The 21,363-nt window shown below is 67.2% G+C and carries 19 protein-coding genes; 7 read left to right on the forward strand and 12 right to left on the reverse strand.

Translation table 11 applies throughout. The annotated features are described in order from the left end of the window. Positions 1 to 59 precede the first annotated feature (59 nt). Positions 60 to 1,331, forward strand: a complete 1,272-nt coding sequence (locus ACLBV5_RS03490; RefSeq protein ID WP_447604814.1) for an O-acetylhomoserine aminocarboxypropyltransferase/cysteine synthase family protein — start codon at positions 60 to 62, stop codon at positions 1,329 to 1,331. Between the two features lie 76 nt (positions 1,332 to 1,407). Here the strand turns inward: ACLBV5_RS03490 and ACLBV5_RS03495 are convergent, their stop codons facing one another. The 5 genes from ACLBV5_RS03495 to petA all read right to left on the reverse strand — a co-directional run bounded on the left by ACLBV5_RS03495 (position 1,408) and on the right by petA (position 7,663). Then, a complete protein-coding gene (locus tag ACLBV5_RS03495; RefSeq protein ID WP_447604815.1) occupies positions 1,408 to 3,012 on the reverse strand; it encodes a M28 family peptidase in 1,605 nt (534 codons plus the stop codon). 104 nt (positions 3,013 to 3,116) lie between these two features. Next, positions 3,117 to 4,763 (reverse strand): M28 family metallopeptidase, encoded by a 1,647-nt coding sequence (locus ACLBV5_RS03500; RefSeq protein WP_447604816.1) that lies wholly within the window; start codon positions 4,761 to 4,763, stop codon positions 3,117 to 3,119. Between the two features lie 148 nt (positions 4,764 to 4,911). Next, entirely contained in the window at positions 4,912 to 5,787 is an 876-nt protein-coding gene (locus ACLBV5_RS03505; RefSeq protein WP_134580379.1) for a cytochrome c1, read from the reverse strand. Positions 5,788 to 5,792: 5 nt separating this feature from the next. Then, entirely contained in the window at positions 5,793 to 7,091 is a 1,299-nt protein-coding gene (locus ACLBV5_RS03510) for a cytochrome b (RefSeq protein WP_025978100.1), read from the reverse strand. A gap of 17 nt (positions 7,092 to 7,108) precedes the next feature. Beyond that, positions 7,109 to 7,663 (reverse strand): ubiquinol-cytochrome c reductase iron-sulfur subunit, encoded by a 555-nt coding sequence (gene petA, locus ACLBV5_RS03515; protein ID WP_025978101.1) that lies wholly within the window; start codon positions 7,661 to 7,663, stop codon positions 7,109 to 7,111. A gap of 195 nt (positions 7,664 to 7,858) precedes the next feature. Here petA and ACLBV5_RS03520 point away from each other — a divergent pair, with 195 nt between their 5' ends. After that, positions 7,859 to 8,314 carry a tRNA (cytidine(34)-2'-O)-methyltransferase gene (locus ACLBV5_RS03520; protein WP_025978102.1) on the forward strand — a complete coding sequence of 152 codons (456 nt, stop codon included), beginning with the start codon at positions 7,859 to 7,861 and terminating at the stop codon, positions 8,312 to 8,314. 167 nt (positions 8,315 to 8,481) lie between these two features. Here ACLBV5_RS03520 and ACLBV5_RS03525 read toward each other — a convergent pair whose 3' ends face one another. Then, positions 8,482 to 9,768, reverse strand: a complete 1,287-nt coding sequence (locus tag ACLBV5_RS03525) for a dipeptidase (RefSeq protein WP_447604817.1) — start codon at positions 9,766 to 9,768, stop codon at positions 8,482 to 8,484. Positions 9,769 to 10,018: 250 nt separating this feature from the next. Here ACLBV5_RS03525 and hemF point away from each other — a divergent pair, with 250 nt between their 5' ends. Further along, positions 10,019 to 10,873 (forward strand): oxygen-dependent coproporphyrinogen oxidase, encoded by an 855-nt coding sequence (gene hemF / locus ACLBV5_RS03530; protein WP_447604924.1) that lies wholly within the window; start codon positions 10,019 to 10,021, stop codon positions 10,871 to 10,873. 10 nt (positions 10,874 to 10,883) lie between these two features. Here hemF and ACLBV5_RS03535 read toward each other — a convergent pair whose 3' ends face one another. Both ACLBV5_RS03535 and ACLBV5_RS03540 read right to left on the reverse strand, forming a co-directional pair. Further along, entirely contained in the window at positions 10,884 to 13,385 is a 2,502-nt protein-coding gene (locus tag ACLBV5_RS03535) for an ATP-binding protein (RefSeq protein WP_447604818.1), read from the reverse strand. Positions 13,386 to 13,473: 88 nt separating this feature from the next. Further along, positions 13,474 to 14,190 carry a type 1 glutamine amidotransferase gene (locus ACLBV5_RS03540; protein ID WP_447604819.1) on the reverse strand — a complete coding sequence of 239 codons (717 nt, stop codon included), beginning with the start codon at positions 14,188 to 14,190 and terminating at the stop codon, positions 13,474 to 13,476. 92 nt (positions 14,191 to 14,282) lie between these two features. Between ACLBV5_RS03540 and ACLBV5_RS03545 the strand changes: the two genes are divergently transcribed. Further along, a complete protein-coding gene (locus ACLBV5_RS03545; RefSeq protein ID WP_303684288.1) occupies positions 14,283 to 14,591 on the forward strand; it encodes an antibiotic biosynthesis monooxygenase family protein in 309 nt (102 codons plus the stop codon). Here the strand turns inward: ACLBV5_RS03545 and rlmJ are convergent. Then, positions 14,588 to 15,409 (reverse strand): 23S rRNA (adenine(2030)-N(6))-methyltransferase RlmJ, encoded by an 822-nt coding sequence (rlmJ, locus tag ACLBV5_RS03550; protein WP_447604820.1) that lies wholly within the window; start codon positions 15,407 to 15,409, stop codon positions 14,588 to 14,590. The two genes, ACLBV5_RS03545 and rlmJ, sit on opposite strands and share 4 nt — an antisense overlap. 216 nt (positions 15,410 to 15,625) lie before the next feature. Here rlmJ and ACLBV5_RS03555 point away from each other — a divergent pair, with 216 nt between their 5' ends. After that, a complete protein-coding gene (locus ACLBV5_RS03555; RefSeq protein ID WP_244093326.1) occupies positions 15,626 to 16,627 on the forward strand; it encodes a DNA topoisomerase IB in 1,002 nt (333 codons plus the stop codon). Positions 16,628 to 16,643: 16 nt separating this feature from the next. Here the strand turns inward: ACLBV5_RS03555 and tdh are convergent, their stop codons facing one another. Further along, positions 16,644 to 17,690, reverse strand: a complete 1,047-nt coding sequence (tdh, locus tag ACLBV5_RS03560; protein WP_025978110.1) for an L-threonine 3-dehydrogenase — start codon at positions 17,688 to 17,690, stop codon at positions 16,644 to 16,646. Between the two features lie 219 nt (positions 17,691 to 17,909). Between tdh and xrtH the strand changes: the two genes are divergently transcribed. Next, positions 17,910 to 18,443 carry an exosortase H gene (gene xrtH / locus ACLBV5_RS03565; RefSeq protein ID WP_447604821.1) on the forward strand — a complete coding sequence of 178 codons (534 nt, stop codon included), beginning with the start codon at positions 17,910 to 17,912 and terminating at the stop codon, positions 18,441 to 18,443. Then, positions 18,443 to 19,093 (forward strand): exosortase H-associated membrane protein, encoded by a 651-nt coding sequence (locus tag ACLBV5_RS03570; protein WP_447604822.1) that lies wholly within the window; start codon positions 18,443 to 18,445, stop codon positions 19,091 to 19,093. Before xrtH ends, ACLBV5_RS03570 begins: the two co-directional genes overlap by 1 nt. 24 nt (positions 19,094 to 19,117) lie before the next feature. Here ACLBV5_RS03570 and ACLBV5_RS03575 read toward each other — a convergent pair whose 3' ends face one another. Then, positions 19,118 to 20,308 (reverse strand): glycine C-acetyltransferase, encoded by a 1,191-nt coding sequence (locus ACLBV5_RS03575; RefSeq protein ID WP_025978113.1) that lies wholly within the window; start codon positions 20,306 to 20,308, stop codon positions 19,118 to 19,120. Positions 20,309 to 20,359: 51 nt separating this feature from the next. Continuing rightward, positions 20,360 to 21,250, reverse strand: coding sequence for a DUF4232 domain-containing protein (locus ACLBV5_RS03580; RefSeq protein WP_447604823.1), 891 nt, complete (start codon positions 21,248 to 21,250; stop codon positions 20,360 to 20,362). Between the last annotated feature and the right edge of the window lie 113 nt (positions 21,251 to 21,363).

Below are 21,363 nucleotides of genomic sequence, written 5' to 3' on the forward strand. Positions count from 1 at the left end.
GTATCGCCAAAGCCTTGGATGAATCAGCCGACTGACGCTGAAAATTCTCCAGGGAAGCCATGAAGTTCGATACCCTCGCCGTGCATGCGGGCTATGCGCCCGATCCGACCACCAAGTCGGTCGCCGTGCCCATCTATCAGACCACCAGCTACGCCTTTGACGACACCCAGCACGGGGCCGACCTGTTCGACCTGAAGGTGGCGGGCAACATCTACACCCGCATCATGAACCCGACGTCCGATGTGCTGGAGCAGCGTCTGGCGGCGCTGGAAGGCGGGGTCGCGGCCCTGACCGTGGCCTCGGGCATGGCGGCCATCACCTATGCGATCCTGACCATCGCCGAGGCCGGCGACAACATCATCGCCACGGGCGCCCTGTATGGCGGCACCTACAACCTGTTCGCCCACACCCTGCCCCAGTACGGTATCGAGGTGCGCTTCATCGACGCCGACGATTTCGCAGCGGTTGCAGCCAATACGGATGCGCGGACCAAGGCGGTCTTCTGCGAATCCATCGGCAATCCGCTGGGCAATGTGGTGGACTTCGCCGCCCTGGCGGACGCCGCCCACGCGCAGGGCCTGCCGCTGATCGTCGATAACACCGTGCCCACCCCCTACCTGACCCGCCCGCTGGAGCATGGCGCCGACATCGTCGTCCACGCCCTGACCAAATACATCGGCGGGCACGGCACCAGCATCGGCGGCGCCATCATCGACGGCGGGACCTTCCCCTGGGCCGAGCACAAGGAGCGCTTCGCGCGCCTGAACACGCCCGAGGTCAGCTATCATGGCGTGGTCTATACCGAGGCGTTCGGCCCGGCGGCCTTCATCGGCCGGGTGCGGACGGTGCTGCTGCGCAACACCGGCGCGGCCATCTCGCCGTTCAACAGCTTCCTGATCCTGCAGGGGCTCGAGACGCTGGCCCTGCGCATGGACCGCCACGTCGAGAACGCCACCGCCATCGCCCAGTGGTTGAAGGTCCACCCCAAGGTCGACTGGGTCAACTACGCCGGCCTGCCCGAGCACAAGGATCACGCCCTGATCCAGAAGTATTTCGACGGCAAGGCCTCGGGCCTCCTGACGTTCGGGGTGAAGGGCGGCCGTGACGCAGGCGCCCGTTTCCAGGACGCGGTCAAACTGTTCACCCGCCTGGTCAATATCGGCGACGCCAAGTCGCTGGTCTGCCACCCGGCCTCGACCACCCACCGCCAGCTGTCGCCCGACGAATTGAAGAAGGCCGGCGTGACCGAAGACACCGTGCGCCTGTCCGTGGGCATCGAGCACATCGACGACCTGATCGCCGACCTGGATCAGGCGCTGGCGGCGGTCTGACCGTCAAAGGCTGACATGAGAAGGCCCTCTACCCGGCGATGGACAGAGGGCCTTTCTTCTTGCGCGTAAGCCGCCTCTAGCGCCGCGCGGCAGCGCTGCGGTCGCGGACCTGACCAAACTCCGACGTCGGCTTCCAGGTCGGCCACTCGTCGCCGTTGGCGAGCTCTAGACCCAGGCGATACAGCAAGGTCAGATTCTCAACCGCCGAGCCCAGATCCCAGTCCGCCGACCATTCGTCGCTGGGACGGTGATAGTCGGCCCCGAACTTGGCCTTCCACGCCGCCAGTCCCGCCTCGCGGCCGCCCTCGACCCAGTCCACGCCGTGCCAGGGCATCAGCGCCGGAACGCCCGCACGGGCGAAGGGGAAGTGGTCGGAGCGATAGTAGAAGTTCTGCTCCGGCTGGCCGTCGTCGGAGACGTAGCGCCCCTCCTTCTCGGCCAGAGCCTGCAGGTCGTCCTCAAGGCTGTTCTGCCCCTTGCCGAAGATCGGCACGTCTTTCGTCGGGCCGCTGAGGGGCAGCATGTCGATATTGATGTCGGCCACCGTCGTCTCCAGCGGATAGACCGGATCGGCGACATAGGCGTAGGCGCCCAGCAGGCCCATTTCCTCCGCCGCCATATGGGCGAAGACGATGCTGCGTTTCGGCGTCGGGGCGGCCTTCAGCTGACGCGCCATCTCGACCACGCCGATGGTGCCAGAGGCGTTATCCCAGGCGCCGTTGAAGATCTTGTCGTCGCCGGCGGCGTTCTCATTGACGCCGACATGGTCCCAGTGGGCCGAATAGATGATGGCCTCGTTCGGGCGCTCGCTGCCCGTGATGCGGGCCAACAGATTGTGGGTGCGCAGGATTTCGACCGTCTCCTCGGCCGAGGCTGTGATCCGCACATCCAGCGGGAAGGCGCGGAAATCGCCGGTCTGGAGCCGGGGCTTCAACGTCGCAAGATTGACGCCCATTTCGGCCGCGATATCACGGTTGACTGCGCCGCTGAGCGTCAGTTCGGCCGAACCGGGCGTGAGGGTGCGGGTGCGCGTCGCCCCGCCGGTTTCGCGGCGCCAGGCGGCGGCGCCCGCGTCGCCGTCGATGACGGTCAGCACCGCGACCGCGCCGCGCCGCTTGGCCTCGTCGGCCTTATAGGCGGCGGACTGATAGTTGGTGGCGTAGGGGCCGTTGAACAGTTCGCCGTCCGGCTCGCCGGCCACGACCAGCACGACCGCCCCCGTCACATCCAGATCGCCATAGTCGTCCCAGCCCCGTTCGGGCGCATGGATGCCGTAGCCGGCGAAGACGACGGGCGCGTCGATCACCGCACCAGCCGCTGCGTCGTTCATGGCGCGCAGAGTGAAGTCCGCGCCCGCGATCAGGGCTCGCCCCTGAGGCATGGCGCCAGACCAGCTCAGCGTCGGCTGGCCCTTGGGCGTCAGCCGCTTCAGATCGATGACCTGCAGCCATTGGCCGTCAGGACCGCCGGGCTCCATCCCCATGGCTTCATACTGGGCCTGCAGCCAGTCCAGCGTCTTCTTCTCGCCGTCGGTGCCCGGATAGCGGCCCTGGAAGTCATCGGCGCTGATGGCGCGGATCTCATCCGACAGGCGCTGGGCCGAGAAGTCCTGAGCCGACACGGCGCCCGCGACTAGCAGCAGAGCCGCCGCGGCGACGCCGCGAATGAAACGATGATGCATGGCGTTCCCTTGGCCTCTCCCACGAGGCTCTTGCACACAGTCATAGGGCGGCCCCTTGCGAGGCCGCCCCTTACATTTTCGTCATGTTCGTCTCGAAAGACGGATCAGCGGCGCTGAGCGGCGCTCTTGGCGCGCTCGGGACCGAACTCCGAACCGGCCTTCCATTCGGGCCAGTCGCGGCTGTTGGCCAGGCCCTGACCGACCTTGAACATGACCTCCAGGTCCTGAAGCATGCCGGCGTAGTCCCAATCGGCCTCCCACTCGTCCGCCGCCTGGTGGTAGCGGTTGGCGCGATAGTCGGCGGCCTTGGCCTGGCGCGGCTCGATCGGCGCATCGACGAAATCGCCGGTCGAGGACAGATAGGCCATCGGCACGCCCTTCTTGGCCAGCGGGAAGTGATCCGAGCGGAAGTAGATGCCCGCTGCGGCCCCAGCATCGCCGACAAAGCCGCGCCCCTGCGCCGCCGCCGCCGCGATCACCGGCTCGTCCAGCTCCGAATGACCGTAGCCGGTGACGCCCAGCTTGTTCATGCGGCCGAACACGGCCGCCGAGTCCAGATTGAAGCCGCCGACGGTCTTCTCCAGCGAGTACAGCGGGTTTGCGGCGTAGAATTCCGACCCCAGCAGGCCGCTTTCCTCGCCGGTGAAGCTGATCATGACGATGGTGCGTTCCGGCTTTGGTCCGGCCGACCACTGACGCGCCAGTTCCAGCAGGCCCGCCGTGCCCGAGGCGTTGTCGATGGCGCCGTTGAAGATGCGGTCGCCGTTGGCGTCCGGCTCGCCCATGCCGATGTGGTCCCAGTGGCCGGTGTAGAGGATGGTCTCGTCCGGGCGGGTCGAGCCTTCCAGCTTGGCCACGACGTTGTGGGTGACGATGCGGTCGGTGGCGACGTCGAAGCTGGCGTCGACCGTCGCGCCCTTCAGCTCGACCGGCTGGAAGTCGCGGCTGCGCGCCTTGATCTTCTCCTGCTCGAAATCGAGCCCGGCGCGTCGGAATAGATCGACCGCCAGATCGCGCTGGATCCAGCCCTCCATCGCCACGCGCTCAGACGCCGGATCCGCGCGCACGATGTCGAACTGCGGCACGCCCCAGGAGTTGGCGACCGTGGTCCAGCCGTAGGACGCCGGCTTGGTCTCGTGCACGATCAGCACGCCGGCCGCGCCCTGACGCGCGGCTTCCTCGAACTTGTAGGTCCAGCGGCCGTAGTAGGTCATGGCCTCGCCGCCGAAGGTGTTCAGCGACGGGTCTTCAAAGTCGGCGTCGTTGACCAGGACGACGATGACCTTGCCCCGCACGTCGGTCTTGAAGTCGTTCCAATCACGCTCGGGCGCGCTGATGCCGTAGCCGACGAAGACAAGAGGCTTGTCCTTCAGGTCGACCGCAGCGCCCGGCAGGCGTGTCGTCATGGTGACTTCCTGACCCTGCGTCAGCGACTGGCTCCAGTCGCCCAGCTTCAGCCGCCCCGCCACGTTGGAAACGGCGAAACGGTTCAGCCCGACCGCCTGGGTCCAGCCGCCGTTCTCGCCGCCCGGCGCGAAGCCGGCGGCGGCGTACTGGCGGCTCAGATAGTCGATGACCTTCTGCTCGGCCGGGGTGGCGATGCCGCGCCCCTCGAAGCTGTCATCCGACAGGACGCGGATGTCTTCGGAAATGCGCGCGGCGTCGAAGGCGGGCGTGGTCTGGGCCTGGGCGGCGGACGCGCCCAGGGCGGCGGCGAACGCCAGAACAGCGACGGAAGACGAGATACGCATACAGGTTCACCCCTCGAAGAATTCGATGACGGGACCGTAGTCAGCCGGACCGCAGGTGTCGACCGCCGACAGGCGCCGAGCGGCCATGAAAAAACCCGCCGGATCGCTCCGGCGGGTTCATTTCATTTCGATCCGACGAGCGCGGCTCTTAGTGAGCGACGCCCTTCCAGATGCGGCGGTAGCTGGCGTAGGTCACGCCCGCGAAGGCCAGCAGGAAGATCAGTACGCCGAAGCCCATCTGCTTGCGCTCGACCATCTTCGGCTCGGAGGTCCAGGCGATGAAGGCGGCGACGTCCTTGGACATCTGGTCCACGGTCGCCTCGGTGCCGTCGTCATAGGTGACCTGACCGGCGCTCAGCGGCGGCGGCATGGCGATGAAGCCGCCCTTGGGCACGTCGCCCTTGCCGGTCCAGAACGGGGTCATGTCGCCGGCCATATAGGGGTTGTAGTGCTGGGTCTCGGTCATCTTCAGACCCGCCGGCGGAGCCGAATAGCCCGACAGCAGCGAGTAGATGTAGTTGGCACCGTCGTGACGCGCCTTGGCCATGACCGACAGGTCCGGCGGCATGGCGCCGCCGTTGGCCGCAGCCGCCGCCGTCGCATTCGGATAGGGGTTGGGGAAGCGGTCGGCCGTGGTGGCGTCGCGCATCAGAGCCTCGCCCGTTTCCGAGTCGATGTCAGCAACCTGGATTTCCTTGGCCAGCGCCTTCACGACCGGGTTGTCGTTCGGGTTCGGATACTTCGGGTTCCAGAACGGCCCGTGCTTGTCGCCCAGGTTACGGAAGTGCACCAGGTCCATGCCGTGGCAGGAGGCGCAGACCTCCTTGTAGACCTTGTAGCCGCGCTGCAGCTGGCCTTGGTCGAAGGTGCCGAACGGCCCGGCGAAGCTGAAGCCGCCATCGCGCGGATGCTTGGCGCCCCCGGCGGCCATCGCCGGAGCGGCGATGGCGACCAGGCCGACAGCGGCCGTCACAGAGACAAGGATCTTGCGGAAGGACACGGTCTTTTTCTCGTTGCTCATCATCGCGCTCACGCCTTCTCGGCTGCGGTCGACGGGAGCACGGGCTCCGAGATCGTCGCCGGGATCGGCAGCGGCTTCTCACGCAGGCCGATGACCGGCATCAGCACCAGGAAGAAGACGAAGTAGTAGGCCGTGAACAGGCGGGTCAGCCACAGGTAGGAGTTCAGCTGGCCGTCGATCAGGTTGAAGCTGGGCATGCCCGGGACCACCGGAGCGTCCGGCAGCTGCGCGCCGCACCAGCCCAGGCCGAAGCAGACGAACAGGAAGATGATGAAGAAGGTCTTCATCGTCGGGCGGTAGCGCATCGAGCGCACCTTGGACGTGTCCAGCCACGGCAGGACGAACAGGACGCCGATGGCCGCGAACATGGCCACCACGCCGCCGAACTTGTCGGGGATGGCGCGCAGGATCGCGTAGAAGGGCAGCATGTACCACTCAGGCACGATGTGCGCCGGGGTCTGCAGCGGGTTGGCCGGGATGTAGTTGTCGGCGTGGCCCAGGGCGTTCGGCTGATAGAAGACGAAGACCGCGAACAGGATCAGGAACAGGATGATCGCGAAGCCGTCCTTGACCGTGAAGTACGGGTGGAAGGGCAGCGTGTCCTTGGCCTGACGGTCCTTCGGGATCAGGATGCCGACCGGGTTGTTCTGACCGGCGGCGTGCAGGGCCCATAGGTGCAGCACCACGCAGCCGGCGATGACGAACGGCAGCAGGTAGTGCAGCGAGAAGAAGCGGTTCAGCGTCGCGTTGTCGATCGCCGGGCCGCCGCGCAGCCAGATCAGGATCGGCTCGCCGACGACCGGAATGGCGCCGATCAGGTTGGTAATGACCTCAGCGCCCCAGAAGGACATCTGGCCCCACGGCAGGACGTAGCCCAGGAAGGCGGTGGCGATCATCAGGAAGAAGATCACGCAGCCGACGATCCAGATCATCTCGCGCGGCGCCTTGTAGGAGCCGTAGTAGAGGCCCCGCAGCATGTGCAGATAGACGGCGATGAAGAACATCGACGCGCCGTTGGCGTGCACATAACGGATCAGCCAGCCGCCGTTCACGTCGCGCATGATGCGCTCGACCGAGGCGAAGGCCATGTCGACGTGCGGGGTGTAGTGCATGGCCAGGACGATGCCAGTGATGATCTGGGTCATCAGGCAGAGCGCCAGGATGCCGCCGAAGGTCCACCAGTAGTTCAGGTTCTTCGGGGTCGGCAGGTTGGCGTAGTCCATGCCGAAACGAATGATCGGCAGGCGCGTGTCCATCCACCGCTCAACAGCGGTTTTCGGGACATAGGTGGATTCGTGATCGCTCATGGTTCCTCTGTCCGTCCTCAGCCGATCTTCACGCGGGTGTCGGACATGTATTCGTAGTTCGGCACGATCAGGTTCAGCGGCGCCGGGCCCTTACGGATACGCCCCGAGGCGTCGTAGTGCGAACCGTGGCACGGGCAGAACCAGCCGCCGTACTCGCCGGCGTTGAAGGTCGGCACGCAGCCCAGGTGGGTGCACGAGCCGATGACCACGAGATACTTCTCGTGACCGGCCTTGGTGCGCTCGGCGTCGGTCTCGGGAGGGGAGCCGACGGCGCCCTCGTCGATGACCTTGGTAAGCTCGGCCGGGGTGCGATAGCGCACGAAGACCGGCTTGCCCTGCCACTTGATGACGACCTGCTGGCCTTCCTGAACCTTGGTCAGATCGAACTCGATCGACGCCAGGGCCAGGGTGTCGGCCGCCGGATTCATCTGGTTGATCAGCGGCCACGCCACCATCACGCCAGCGCCGGCCGCAGCCGCACCTGCCGCAATGTGGATGAAGTCGCGGCGGGTGGCGTCGCCACCCCCGTGTTGGCCGTCAGGCCCGTCAGCATTCACGACCGATTCGGCCACGCGTTTCACCTCTGCATCGCCGGTCGTCCGCCCCAAGATGGAACGTCAACCGAATGGAACCCTTTGTGCGAAGGCAAACCCCTGCCCGTCCGGCCCTGGTTTCGGCTGCTTCAGACAAGTCGCGAAAGCGATTTGCGAAACAGTCGCAACAAAAGCCGCGACAAGGCCCCGCCCCGCGCGTATGAGGGCCTTAGAATGCGTCTCGCCCTTTTTCAACCTGACATCCCCCATAATGTCGGCGCCTGCATCCGTCTGAGCGCCTGTTTTGGCGTGGAATTGCACGTCATCGAGCCCACGAGCTTTAATTTCGACGATCGGGCGATGAAGCGGGCGGCGCTGGATTACGGACCCCTGTCCCATATGACGCGCCATGCCGACTGGGAGACTTTCCAGCGCGACCGCGCGCCGGGTCGGCTGGTGCTGTTCACGACGCGCGCGGCTGAGCCGCTGACGGATTTCGTGTTCCAGCCCGACGACGTCCTGCTGTTCGGCAAGGAGAGCGCCGGGTCGCCCGACTACGTCCACGCGGCGGCGGATGCGCGAATCTATATTCCGATCCGGCCGGAAGCCCGGTCGCTGAACCTGTCCGTCAGCGCCGGGATCGGCCTGCATGAGGCGTTGAGGCAGATGCAGGGCTTGCCGAGACGATAAACGCCACGCCTCTCCCTCCCCTTCATGGGGAGGGTGGCTGAGGCCGCCAGGCCGAAGACGGGTGGGGGCGGCTTGGCTATTCAAGCACCACGCCCAAATCACCTTGCCCTCACCACCCGGTCGCTACGCGACCACCCTCCCCATGAAGGGGAGGGAGAGAAGCTGACTTACTCCGGCACGCCGTCGTCCGGCAGTTTGGCCAGGCTCGGCCGCTCGCCGCGCTTGCTCTCAGCCACCCGCTCCACCGCCCGCATGACGCGCAGCAGGTTCTCGCCCGAGATCTTGCGGATATCCGCCTCGCTCCAGCCGCGGCGCATCAGTTCGGCCAGCAGGCGCGGATAGCCGTCCACGCCCTCTAGCCCGACCGGCAGGCTGTCCACACCGTCATAGTCGCCGCCCAGGCCCACATGGTCGATGCCGGCCACGTCGCGGACGTGCTGGATGTGGGCGATGACGTCCTCCATCGTCGCCTTGGGCGCCGGGTCGGCGGCGTTCCAGGCGTCCATGCCCGCCTTCACCGCAGCGGGATCGCCGGGGTTGAGAGCACTGAGCCGCGTCATCTCGGCTGCCCGCGCGGCGCCCGAGACCCGCACGGCCTCGCTGATGAAGCCCGGCACGAAGGTCACCATCACGATGCCGCCGTTGCTCGCCATCTGGCGCAGCACCGCGTCCGGCACATTGCGCGGATGGGCCGTCACCGCCCGCGCCGAGGAGTGGGAGAAGATCACCGGCGCCGAAGACACCCGGATCGCATCGACCATCGTGTCTTCGGACACGTGGCTGAGGTCGACCATCATGCCCAGACGGTTCATCTCCCGGACCACGTCCTCGCCGAAGGCGTTCAGGCCGCTCCATTTGGGCGCGTCGGTGCCGCTGTCGGCCCAGGTGGTGCTTTTGGAGTGGGTCAGCGTCATATAGCGCGCGCCCGAATCATAGAACTCGCGCAGCAGGCCCAGGGAATCGTCGATGGAATAGCCGCCTTCCATGCCGATCAGGCTGGCGATCTTGCCCGTGCGGTGGATGCGGACCAGGTCATCGGCGGTCGTGGCGATCTCGAAGGTCTCGGGATAGGCGGCGGCGATGCGCTTGACGGCGTCGATCTGCTCGAAGGTGGCCTTGGCGGCCTCGACCGGCGCCATGCTGGCCGGGACGTAGACCGACCAGAACTGACCGCCCACGCCCCCGGCGCGCAGACGCGGAATATCCGTATGCAGACGCGTCGAGCCCGACAGATTCGCATTCAGATCAACGCTGTGCGGGTCATTCCCGAAGCCCTGACGCAAGGCCCACGGCAGGTCGTTGTGTCCGTCGATCAGCGGCGTGCGCTTCAGGATCTGCATCACCCGCGCTTCTTGCGGCTGGGTTTGAGCCACAGCCGGGCCGGCCAGGACGGCGATGGAGGCGGCGGCCAGCAGACTGGCGCGCAGTCCGGCGTTCAGGGCGATGCGGATCATGGGTTCCCCTCTTTGATACTTGGCCCGCCCGGGCGCCCTCGGCGCTGCTTCTTGCGGGTGCGGCAGGCTGGCACAGCCGGACCGCAGAGGGAACCGTTCGTATACCGCCTTACGCCAGCGGATTGTGATCTGGATCAAGGCCCCCTGCCCCCGCCTGCGGCATCAGGCTGTCGTCCGCGCACCCCGCCGGACTGTTCAGAAAGGCCGCGTCATGGTTGAAGCCCTCATGATCCAAGCTGACCCCGCCCTGATGATTGAGCGCCGCGAGCGCGCCCGCGTCTGGTTCGAGACCCTGCGCGACAAGATCCACGCCGGTTTCGAGGCGCTGGAGGACGCTGCGCCGCCTGAACTGTTCGCTGGAGACGCCGGCCGCTTCGTCCGCACGCCCTGGGATCGCCCCGAAGGCGGCGGCGGCGTCATGGGCATGATGAGCGGCCGCCTGTTTGAAAAGGTCGGCGTCCACTGCTCGACCGTCCACGGAACCTTCCCCGCCGACTACGCCAAGAAGGTGCCGGGGGCAGAGGAAGACCCGCGCTTCTACGCCACCGGCATCAGCCTGATCTGCCACCCGGTCAGCCCGCGCGTGCCCGCCGTGCACATGAACACGCGGCTGATCTCGACGACCAAGACCTGGTTCGGCGGCGGCGGCGACCTGACGCCCGTGCTGGATGCGGACCGCCGCGACGACCACCCGGATACCGTCGATTTCCACGCCGCCATGAAGGGCGCCTGCGACGCCTTCGACCCGTCGTGGCACGCCAAATACAAGCAGTGGTGCGACGAGTATTTCTTCCTGCCCCACCGCAACGAGCCGCGCGGCACCGGCGGCATCTTCTACGACCACCACGACAGCGGCGACTGGGAGAAGGACTTCGCCTTCACCCAGATGGTCGGCGAGGCCTTCCTGAAGGTCTATTCAGAGATCGTCGCCCGCCGGATGCACGAGCCCTGGACCGACGCGGAGCGCGAGGAACAGCTGATCCGTCGCGGCCGCTACGTCGAGTTCAACCTGCTCTACGATCGCGGGACCATGTTCGGCCTTAAGACCGGCGGCAATGTCGACGCCATCCTCAGTTCCATGCCGCCCGTGGTGAAGTGGCCCTGATCCGCACGGATCAGGCCGGGACCTGATCCGCCTCCTGCATAACGGCCGCCTCGATCGCCTGGGTCAGGGCGGTCACGGTCAGGGGCTTGGTCAGGTGGCCGTCAGCGCCCGCCGCCCGCCCGGCCTCGACGTGTTCCTGCAGGGCGTTGGCGGTCAGCATCAGCACGGGCGTGCGCGGCGCGTGCGTCGCCCGCTCGTGCTCGCGAATTGCGGCGGTGGCGGTCAGGCCGTCCATGACCGGCATCTGCATATCCATCAGCACCAGGTCGAATCCGCCTTGCCTGAAGGCCTCCAGCGCCTCGGCGCCGTTCTCAACGCTGACCAGATCGACCGGCATGGCCTCCAGCATGACCTGAACCACCAAGCGGTTGGCCGGATGGTCGTCCGCCAACAGAATCTTCAGGCGCTCATGGCGCGCGATGGGTCGCGCGGCGGGGGCAACAGTCTGGACCTCAGCCTCAAGCGCAGGCGGCAGAGACAGTTCGAACCAGAACCGCGCGCCTCCATCCGTCGGCGATTCGCAATCCAGACGCCCGCCCATCAGCCGCACCAGATCGGCCGAAATCGCCAGCCCCAGGCCGCTGCCCCCGAACCGGCGGGTGATCGATCCATCCGCCTGCTGGAAGCGATGGAAGATGCGCTGCTTGAACTCTTCGTCGAAGCCGATCCCGGTATCCGAAACCACGAACGAAGCCCGCCCCTCCGCGGCGCGGCGCGCTTCAAGCCGCACCTGACCGGTTTCGGTGAACTTCACGGCGTTGCTGACCAGGTTGGTCAACACCTGCCGCAGGCGCACCGCGTCGCCGATGAAGGCGGCGTCGAGATCGGGGTCCAGCTCCAGCGTGAGCGCGACGTCCTTCTGCATGGCCATCGGCGTCCATAAGGCCATGATCTCCCGCAGCATGACGCCCAGATTGAAGGGCGCCGGGTCCAGCCTGATCTCTCCGGTCTCAACCCGAACCGTGTCGAGAATATCCGACAGCAACCGCTCCAGAGTGACGCCGGACGACCGGATGATGTCGACCAGTTCGCGGTCCTTGGGCGCCAGGTCCCGCCGCGACAGCACGTCGGTCATCGCCACGACGCCGTTCAGGGGCGTGCGGATTTCATGGCTCATATTGGCCAGGAATTCGCTCTTGGCCTGATTGGCCTCTTCGGCCCGGCGCTGGGCGGCGCGCAGACGCCGCGACTGGCGCCGCTGCCAGATGACGACGAACAGGGCTGACAGAACAAACAGCAGGCCGATGCCCATGATCCAGTTCTGGCCCCGGATGACCGCGCGCTGAAGCTGGGTGTTGGCGCGCGCGGTCTGGAGCTGGCGGCGACGCTCGGCCAACTGTTCCTGCATGTCGCCGGTGACCTGATGGATGCCGGCGCTGAAGCGCTGCGCCGCCTGCACGGCGCGGCGCTGTTCATAGTCGCGCAGCACGTCAAAAGCCTCGGCCGTACGCCCGGAGGCCCTCAGCACCTCCGCCTCCACCAGGCGTTCGCGCGGGTCGACGATACCTTCCGGGGCCAGCTGGCGCAGGCGCTGCAGATCACGCCGGGCGCCTAGAATGTCGCCCGTCCGCGCCCGCGCCACGCCGCGTAGGGGCAGGATGTCGAGCGCCAGGAAGGCCTTGCGGTCGATCAGAGCCTCATGAGGCGCCAGACATTGCAGAATCCTGGCCGCTGACTGACGCATATCGGCCACCGCAGCGCACAGGGCGGCGTCATAGGCGTGAATGGCCGGGATGCCCGCCCGTTCAGCCAAGCGGTGGTGCGCCGCATAAAAATGCTCGGCGCGCGCCAGGTCGCCGACCTGCACCGACATCCGCGTCAGATTATACAGGCTGTCGAAATCGGGGCGGGGATAGGCCGGATTGGAGTAGTCGATCTCAAACCGACGAAAGGCCGCAGCGGCGCCGGACACGTCGTTGAGCTTCATCAACCCCATGCCGGTCATTTCCCACACCCCGGCGCGGGCGGTGTTGGCGAAGGGATCATGAACCGGGATTTCAGCTTCGACCCCGGCGAGCAGGCGCAGCCCCTCGCCCACCTGATCCTGATCCATGAGCGACAGCGCGAAGAGCCGCGCGGCGTGCGCCTTGACGAACCAGTCGCCGGTCGTCGCCGCCACGCCCCCCATATCAGCGGCGACGGCCAGGTCGCCCTGGTCATAGCGCGCGGTCAGCCTATTCAGCCGCGCGATCTCAAGATAGCGCCGGTCGTCCGCCGCCCTGGCCTGCGCCTCCAGTCGGCTGTTCCACAGGGCCGCCCGCTCAAAATCACCCTGATTCAGAAAGGTCCAGGCGACGTGATACAGGCGATTCCGTCCCTCCCGGTCGTTTCGCTTGAGCGCCTGACGGCCAAAAGCCTCAAGGGCGTCGAAGTTCGTGCGCATCGCCCGCTGCTCGACCGCGCGAGCCAGTTCGATCGCCGCCGGAGGCGGCGCCGCCTCGGCCTGTATGGGCGGCTCGGCGACGGCGACCGAGGCCGCCGCAACGCCCGCGAGAACGAAGCCCCTGAACAAAACACGGCGCCTCAACATCTTCCTCCCGCCTGACTTCGGCGTGACAGTGGAGGCGAGATATTGAGCAAGGCTTATCGCCCCGCCGCAATCAGGCCTTATTTTTCTCTGCGTTCGATACGCCCAGATATTTGCGGATCCAAGCGCCCAGTATCGCCCTGTCGTTGGGCTGTTTCAGGCTGGCCTGCGCCTCGTCCACCAGATGCTCGGCGATCCGCCCGCGCCGTCCTTCGGTCAGGGCTGCGGCGAAGGCGGGGTCAAACTCGGGATGGCACTGAAAGCTGATGGCGTCGTCCCCCCAGGCCACGCCAGCATGGGGCGTGAAGGGGCTGGCCGCGATCACTCGCGCATCGTCCGCCAGTGCGATCACCTGATCCTGGTGCGAGGCGGGAATAGATAAGGTCGCAGCGGCCGGCTGCATCCATGCCTCGTCGCCGGTGACCTCATAGGCATGAAGCCCGACGCCCCAGCCGCGCCCCGACTTTTCGACCCGGCCGCCGAACGCCTGAGCCATGATCTGATGGCCGAAGCAGATGCCGGCCAGACGCGTCCTTCCCCGGGCATCGCGCAGCCACTGCGCCAGCGGCTCGATCCACGGCAGGTCCTCGTAGACGCCCGCCGCCGAGCCGGTGACGATGACTCCGGCGAAGGCCGCAGGGTCATCCGGCAGTTCGCCTGCCTGAACGTCAAAGCGGCGCGTGGCCACCCCGTCGCCCAGCAGGGCGCGGAACTGATCGACATAGTCGCCGTATCGGGCGGCCAGATCCTCTGGCGGTCGCCCGGTCTCAAGAATGGCGATGACGTTCATGCTCGGTTTTCACTCCCGCAGACGCACGATGAAGGAGGCGTCAGCCCCTGGATTGGGGTAGAAGATCAACCAAGGCAATGGGACGAACCGTCATGACCGCTACCGATGATCCGGTCGTGCTGATCAACATCTTCAAGTGCGACCAGCGCCACCTGGACGAACTGATCGAGCGCCTTGCGGCGCTGGCGAAGGTGCAGTCCGAACTGCCCGGCTTTGTCTCGGCGACCCTGCATCGGGGGCTGAACGGCCGCGTCGCCGCCAATCACGCGGTGTGGGCCAGCGCCACAGACTGGAAGGCCATGACGCGCCACCCCCAGGTCGTCGCCGCGATGGGTCCGATCCTGGCCATCGCGACCTTCGAGCCTCACCTCTACGAACCAGGCGAGGTGACGACCGGCTAGCCGGCGCGCCAAATCTCGGCGCGCGCCCCCGCGTCGCCCAGCGCCTGAACCGTCCAGCCGCAGATTTCAGCCGCCGCCGCTTCGGCCCCCGACGGCGCATTGACCACCGTCATCGCGCAGCCGTTCATCTTCATCGGATTGTTGAGCGGCCGCAGGCGCGCCTCGGCGACCAGCACCCGCGACAAGCCCGCCTGCTCCAGCCGCCGGATGAAGCCGTCGAACGTCTCCAGGTCCTTCAAAGGCGTCCAGATCGCCACGCACGCCGTCGGATCCGCGCGCAGCACAGCCGCCGCCGTCTCGGCCGAACGGACATAGTCGTCAGGCCGCTCGAACGGCGGGTCGATCAGCACCAGCGGACCCTTGACGCCCCTGGCCGCGCGCACCGCCTCTTCATAGCCGTCGCCCGCCTGTCCCTGCGCGTTCGGCCACGCGGAGAGCGCCTCATTGAGCAGGGCCTCAATCGGCGGATTCAACTCAAAGCCGCGATAGGAATCCTCGGCCCGCAACGCCCGCGCCGTCAGCACCGGCGAGCCCGGATAGAACCGCACGCCGCCTTGAGGATTCAACGCGGCCACTTCAGCGGCCAGCGCCTCGATCAACGGAGGCCGCGCTTCGGCGGTCATCAGCCGCGCCACCCCGGCCTCGGCCTCGCGCGAACGCTGGGCGTCTCCCGACAGATCATAGAGGCCCGCCCCCGCGTGGGTGTCGAGCACCGTCACCGGCCCCCTGCTCTGGCGATCCTTCAGCAGCCACAGCACCAGGGCGTGCTTGACCAGGTCGGCGAAGTTTCCGGCGTGAAAGCTGTGACGATAATTCATGCCGCTCCGTCCCTCGCCCGCGCCCTCAGGTCAAGCCATCGGCGCCCCGGTGAAGGAACCGCGCGACGCCGCCGCCGTTGCGATATGCCGCTTGAGAAGAGCCACGATGATCGAACGCCCGGCCCCGCCCGACGACGACCACGCCCCCCGCGACGCCGCCCGGGCCCTCCTGGCCGTTGGCGGACGACATGGGCGCGGCAGAGTGAAGGTTGGCGCGTGACGCCTCCCTATCCCGCCCCGCCCAAAGGGTTGACCTGGTGCAATGACGACAGCCCCGGCCTGACGCGCCGTCGCTCCGGTCGCGGCTTCTGCTATCGGGATGCGGACGGCGACCTGATCCGGGACGCCGCCACGCTGGACCGTATCCGCAGCCTGGCCATCCCGCCGGCCTGGACCGATGTCTGGATCTGTCCGCGCGCCACCGGCCATATTCAGGCGACGGGGCGCGATGCGCGCGGGCGCAAGCAGTACCGCTATCATCCCGACTGGACGGCCCATGCCGCAGAGAACAAGTTCGAGCGCCTGCCCGCCTTCGCTCGCGCCCTGCCCCGTCTGCGCAAGCGCGTCGAGGACGATCTGTCCCGGCGCGGCCCGTGCCGGGAAAAGGTGTTGGCCACCGCCGTGCGCCTGCTTGAGATCACCCTGATCCGTGTCGGCAACGCCCAGTATGCGCGCCAGAACCGCTCCTATGGCCTGACCACCCTCAGCAAGCGGCACCTCGAAATGGACGGCGCCGCCCTGACCTTCGCCTTTCGCGGCAAGAGCGGGATCGAACACAGCGTCAGCCTCCGCGATAGGCGCCTGGCCACGGTCGTCCGGGCGCTGCGCGACCTGCCCGGCCAACAGCTGTTCAAGTACCGCGATGCGGACGGCGCCCTGCATCCCGTCACCTCGGACGAGGTCAACGCCTATATCCGCGAGGCAGCGGGAGAGGAGTTTTCAGCCAAGGACTTCCGCACCTGGGCCGGCACGGTGTCCGCCGCCCGCGCCCTGCGCGACGCCGAGGCCCCGACCTCGGCGGCCGACGCCAAACGCAAGGTCACGATCTGCATCAAGGCTGTGGCGGGTCTGCTGGGCAATACGCCGACCGTCTGCCGCTCGTCCTACGTCCACCCGGCGGTCGTCGCCCTGTTCGAACAGGGTCGGCTGGCGCAAAGCCTGCCGAAGTCAGAAGCGGCCTCTTTCGAGACCGCCCTGATCAAGCTGCTGGCGGCCTGAACCAGGCCGCCCCGCTTCAGTCGGCCCAGTTGAGGACGACCTTGCCGGACTGGCCCGACTTCATAGCCTCAAAGCCGGCCTCGAAGTCCTGATAGGGCATCTGGTGGGTGATCAGCGGGGTCAGGTCCAGACCAGCCTTCAGCAGGCCCAGCATCTTGCGCCAGGTGGTGAACATCTCACGCCCATAGACGCCCTTGATGGTCAGGGCCTTCAGGATGATCGCGCCCCAGTCCGTTTCCATCGGCTTGGACGGAATGCCCAGCATGGCCATGCCGCCGCCCATGATCAGGGTGTCGACGCACTGTTTGAAAGCGATAGGCGAGCCCGACATCTCCAGCGCCACGTCGAAGCCGACCTTCAGGCCGAGCTCGTGCATGACGTCGCGCAGGTCTTCCTTGGTCGTGTTCACCGTGCGCACGCCCGGCGCGACCTTTTGCGCAAGTTCCAGGCGGAAGTCATTGATGTCCGTCAGAACTACCGTGCGCGCGCCGGCATGACGCGCCACAGCCGCCGCCATCATGCCGATCGGACCGGCCCCGGTGACGATCACATCCTCGCCCAGCAAGTCGAACTGCTGCGCCGTGTGCACGGCGTTCCCAAACGGGTCCAGGATCGAGCCGATCTCATACGGCACGTCGTCCGGCAGTTCGATGACGTTGAAGGCCGGAGCCACCACGTACTCGGCGAAGGCGCCCTGACGGTTCACGCCGATGCCGCGCGTGTCGGGGTCGAGGTGGAAGTGACCGGCCCGGGCCGCCTCGGAGTTCAGGTCGATGACGTGCCCCTCGGCCGAGACGCGCTGGCCCACCTTCAGGCGGCGATCCACGTCCTTGCCGATGGCGACGATCTCGCCCGAGAATTCATGGCCGGTGATCATCGGCACGGGCACGTTCTTCTGAGACCATTCGTCCCAGTTCCAGATGTGGATGTCGGTGCCGCAGACAGCGGTGCGGTGCACCTTGATCAGCACGTCCTCGTCGCCCGCGACGGGGATGGGGGCGTCGATCAGCTCCAGCCCTTCGGCCGGTTTCGTCTTGGCCAGGGCCTTCATGGTGTCGGTCATGGTGGGTGCTCCCGTTGCTCGGCTTCAGCCGCTAGGCCGCCTTGGCGCCGACCGCAAGCGGTCGAGTGCGAAAAGCATCAACGGCGACGATCCACGAGCACCCGGGATAACAACAGTCGAGCTTAGCTGTCAGACATGTCATGAATCAGCTAGCTATGACGATCTTACACGCCGATCTTCTATCCGGCGGACCCGTCCACAAGGATCAGTTCGTCGCCCATGCCGCGTTTCCTCAATTCGCCTGCCGTTCAATATCTGGGCCTGTTCGCCCTGTTGGCCGTCGCCCTGTTCAGCGCCCTTGCGACGCCCTGGGCCGAGAGGCTGTTCGTCCAGCCCTTCACCCAGCTGCTGGTGGATATCTGCGCCGCCGTGCTTCAGCCGTTCGACGGGCGCGTTCAGGCGCAGGGCGACATCCTGCGCTTCAGCGACGGACGCGGCGCCGTTCAGGTGCTGGCCGGCTGCAATGCGGTCGAGGTCTGCGCCCTGCTGACCGCCGCCATCCTGGCCTTTCCGGGGCGGCTGCGCGACGGGGTGATCGGCGCCGTCGCAGGCGTGGCCGCGCTGCAGCTGGTGAACCTGCTGCGGATCATCAGCCTGCTCTACCTCTCGCGCGGGTCGGAATCGCTGTTCGAGTTCTTCCACCACTACGTCTGGGACGCGATGATCGGCCTGGAGGGTCTGCTGGTCTTCTTCTTCTGGACGCGGTGGCAGGGACGTCAGCCGGCCAAGGCCGCCGCCGAGGAGACTGTCTGATGACCGGCTGGCTGCAAACCCTCGGCGCCCGCACGCCGGAAGAGGCCGCACGTCGTCGCTTCGGCCTGTGGTCGCTGGTGATGTTCCTGCTGCTGCTGCCGCCCTGGTGGCTGTGGGGCGCGGACCTGGCCACGGCTGCGCTGCGGCCGCTGGCGAGTTTGGTCTTCCCGATCTTCGGCCTGTCGGGCGAGATCATCACCCGCGCCGATGGCGGGTGGGGCGTCGGCACGCGCCTGACCTCGGACGGCGCGCCGGTGGTCTACGAGGTGGCCCAGACCGCCATCCGCCGGATGCTGCTAGGCGTTCCGCTGGCCGTCGCCTTCCTGACGGCGCCTCCGCGCACTGATCGTCCGCTGAGAGCGGCTCTGATCGCGGCGGTGGTTCTGACCGCGCTTTTCCTGCTGTCGCTGGTCTGCCTGATCTGGGGCGAGCTGGCGGCGCAGCTGAACCCCGAACTGGCGCCCCGCAGCGCTGGCGCGCTGTCCTCGCTGGATCAGCCGCCGCTGCATCCGATCGCGGCCCAGGTCGCCATCGTCGGCCGCTATATCGGCATGTCCGTAGCGCCGCTGATCGCCGCCATCCTGCTGTGGGCGGCGCTCAATCCAACGGGCCGGTCGGTCGTCATGGCCGACGACAGCCTGAAGGACTGAACCGGCTCCCTGAGCTTACGGGGGTCAGATGACCCCCAGCTCCTTGCCCGCCTGAGTGAAGGCCGCGACGGCGGCGTCGATCTGCTCGAAGGTATGGGCGGCCGACATCTGGGTGCGGATGCGGGCCTGACCGCGCGGCACCACCGGGAAGCTAAAGCCGATGACGTAGACGCCCAGCTCCAGCAGGCGCGCCGCCATGTCCTGCGCCAGCTTGGCGTCGCCCAGCATGACCGGGATGATCGGGTGCTCGCCCGGCAGCAGGTCGAAACCCGCCTGCGCCATCGCCGAGCGGAAGCGCGCGGCGTTAGCGAACAACTGGGCGCGCAGCTTGTCGCCTTCCTCGCCCGCAGCGATGCGGATGGCCTCCAGCGACGAGCCGCACACGGCGGGCGCCAGGGCGTTGGAGAACAGATAGGGCCGCGCGCGCTGCTTCAGCAGCTCCACGACGTTTGAGCGGGCGCAGATGAAGCCGCCCATGGCCCCGCCCAGCGCCTTGCCGAAGGTGCCGGTGACGAAGTCGACCTCGACGCCGCAATGGGCAAACGAGCCCTTGCCCTTGTCGCCCAGGAAGCCGGTCGCGTGGCAGTCGTCGACCATGATCAGGGCCTGATACTGGTCGGCCAGGGCGCGGATCTGATCGATCTTGCCGATGTAGCCGTCCATCGAGAAGGCGCCGTCGGTGGCGATGATGATGTTGCGGGCGCCGGCGGCGCGCGCCTCCTTCAGCTTGGCCTCCAGATCGGCCATGTCTGAGTTGGCGAAGCGGTAGCGCTGAGCCTTCGACAGGCGCACGCCGTCGATGATGGAGGCATGGTTCAGGCTGTCCGAGACGATGGCGTCCTCGGCCCCGAACAGAGGCTCAAAGATGCCGCCATTGGCGTCGAAGGCGGCGGCGAACAGGATGGCGTCCTCAAAGCCGAGGTAGTCGGCGATGGCGCGCTCCAGCTCCTTGTGGATCTCCAGCGTGCCGCAGATGAAGCGCACCGAGGCCGTGCCCGCGCCCCACTTCTCCTGCGCCTTGATCCCAGCCTGGGTGACGCGCTCGTCGCCGGCCAGGCCCAGATAGTTGTTGGCGCAGAAGTTCAGCACGTCGCGGCCGTTGACGGAGATCACCGGCCCTTGGCGCGAGGCGATCACGCGCTCGGGCTTGGTCAGCCCCTGAGCGTCGATGTCAGCCAGCTCGGCGGAAACACGGTCGTAGAATGCCTGGTTCATATTCTGGGTCATGCTTGCTCCGCTACGCTGAATCTCGGCAAGTTTGAACCCCTAGCCTGCGGCGGGCGCCGCCGCCTCAGCCGAAGCCTCGGCCACGGGGCGCAGGGGGCTGACCTCAACCTGCCCGCCGCACGGCGTGAAGGCCAGCGGCAGGGCGATGGCCGTGGCCGCCCCCGGCGCCGTGACCCGCACCGTCTTGGCCGAGGGGCAGGCCGTCTCGCCCTTGTCCTCATGCGGGATGACGGTCCAGGCCAGATCGAACCAGGCGGCCTGTTGCGGACGGATTTCGACCGGCGTCGGCGCGCGCCCTTGCGCGAAATAGTTGCCCGGCGTCTGCACCGCCCGAACGCCCGTCAGCAGCCTGCCGTCGCCGTCCAGCAGGCTTACGGACGGATAGCCCGTGACCGTGCAGGCGGTCGCGCCTGTATTCCTCAGCGCCAGAGTGGTCACGCGATGGCCCATGCCCGCATCGCCGCCCTCGACCGCCAGACGCAGGGTCTCGGCGGCGCAGGGCGCGCCGGCGGGCGGCGGCGCCACCGCGGCGACCGGGCGGCTGCAGCGTTCGATGATGACGCCGTCCGCCTGATCCCCCTGCCCTGCGGTCTGGCCCATACGGCTCAGCGTGCCGCTCTCCGTCTCGCCGCGGCTGGCCGTCCACCACTCCAGCCCCTGCCCGGCATAGCTGGCGCCGCTGGCCGAAACGACATTGGTCAGAGCGTAGTCCTTGCCGTCGTAGGAGACGCGGGCGGTCTGGGCGTCGGGATAGGCCACCACGACCGTCCTGCCGCTTTCGCAGGCATAACCGACGGCGGCCGCGTCCTGGCTCGCCGGAGCCTCGATCGGCGAGGTCGGCTCGGCCTGCTTCTCCTGCGAACAACCGGCGGCCAGAAGGCCCAGCCCGGCTGTGACGGCGATGGTCTGGAACCCGGCGGATCTGGTCATGGCGGCCCCCTTGAAACAGCGACCCTGCTGCAACGTCGGGGGCTTGTGAAGGCTCCGGCGGGATGAAATCGTCGCGAAGGGCGGTTGCGTAATGATATACTATAACATATCAA

The sequence above is a fragment of the Brevundimonas sp. M1A4_2e genome, from assembly GCF_053345555.1.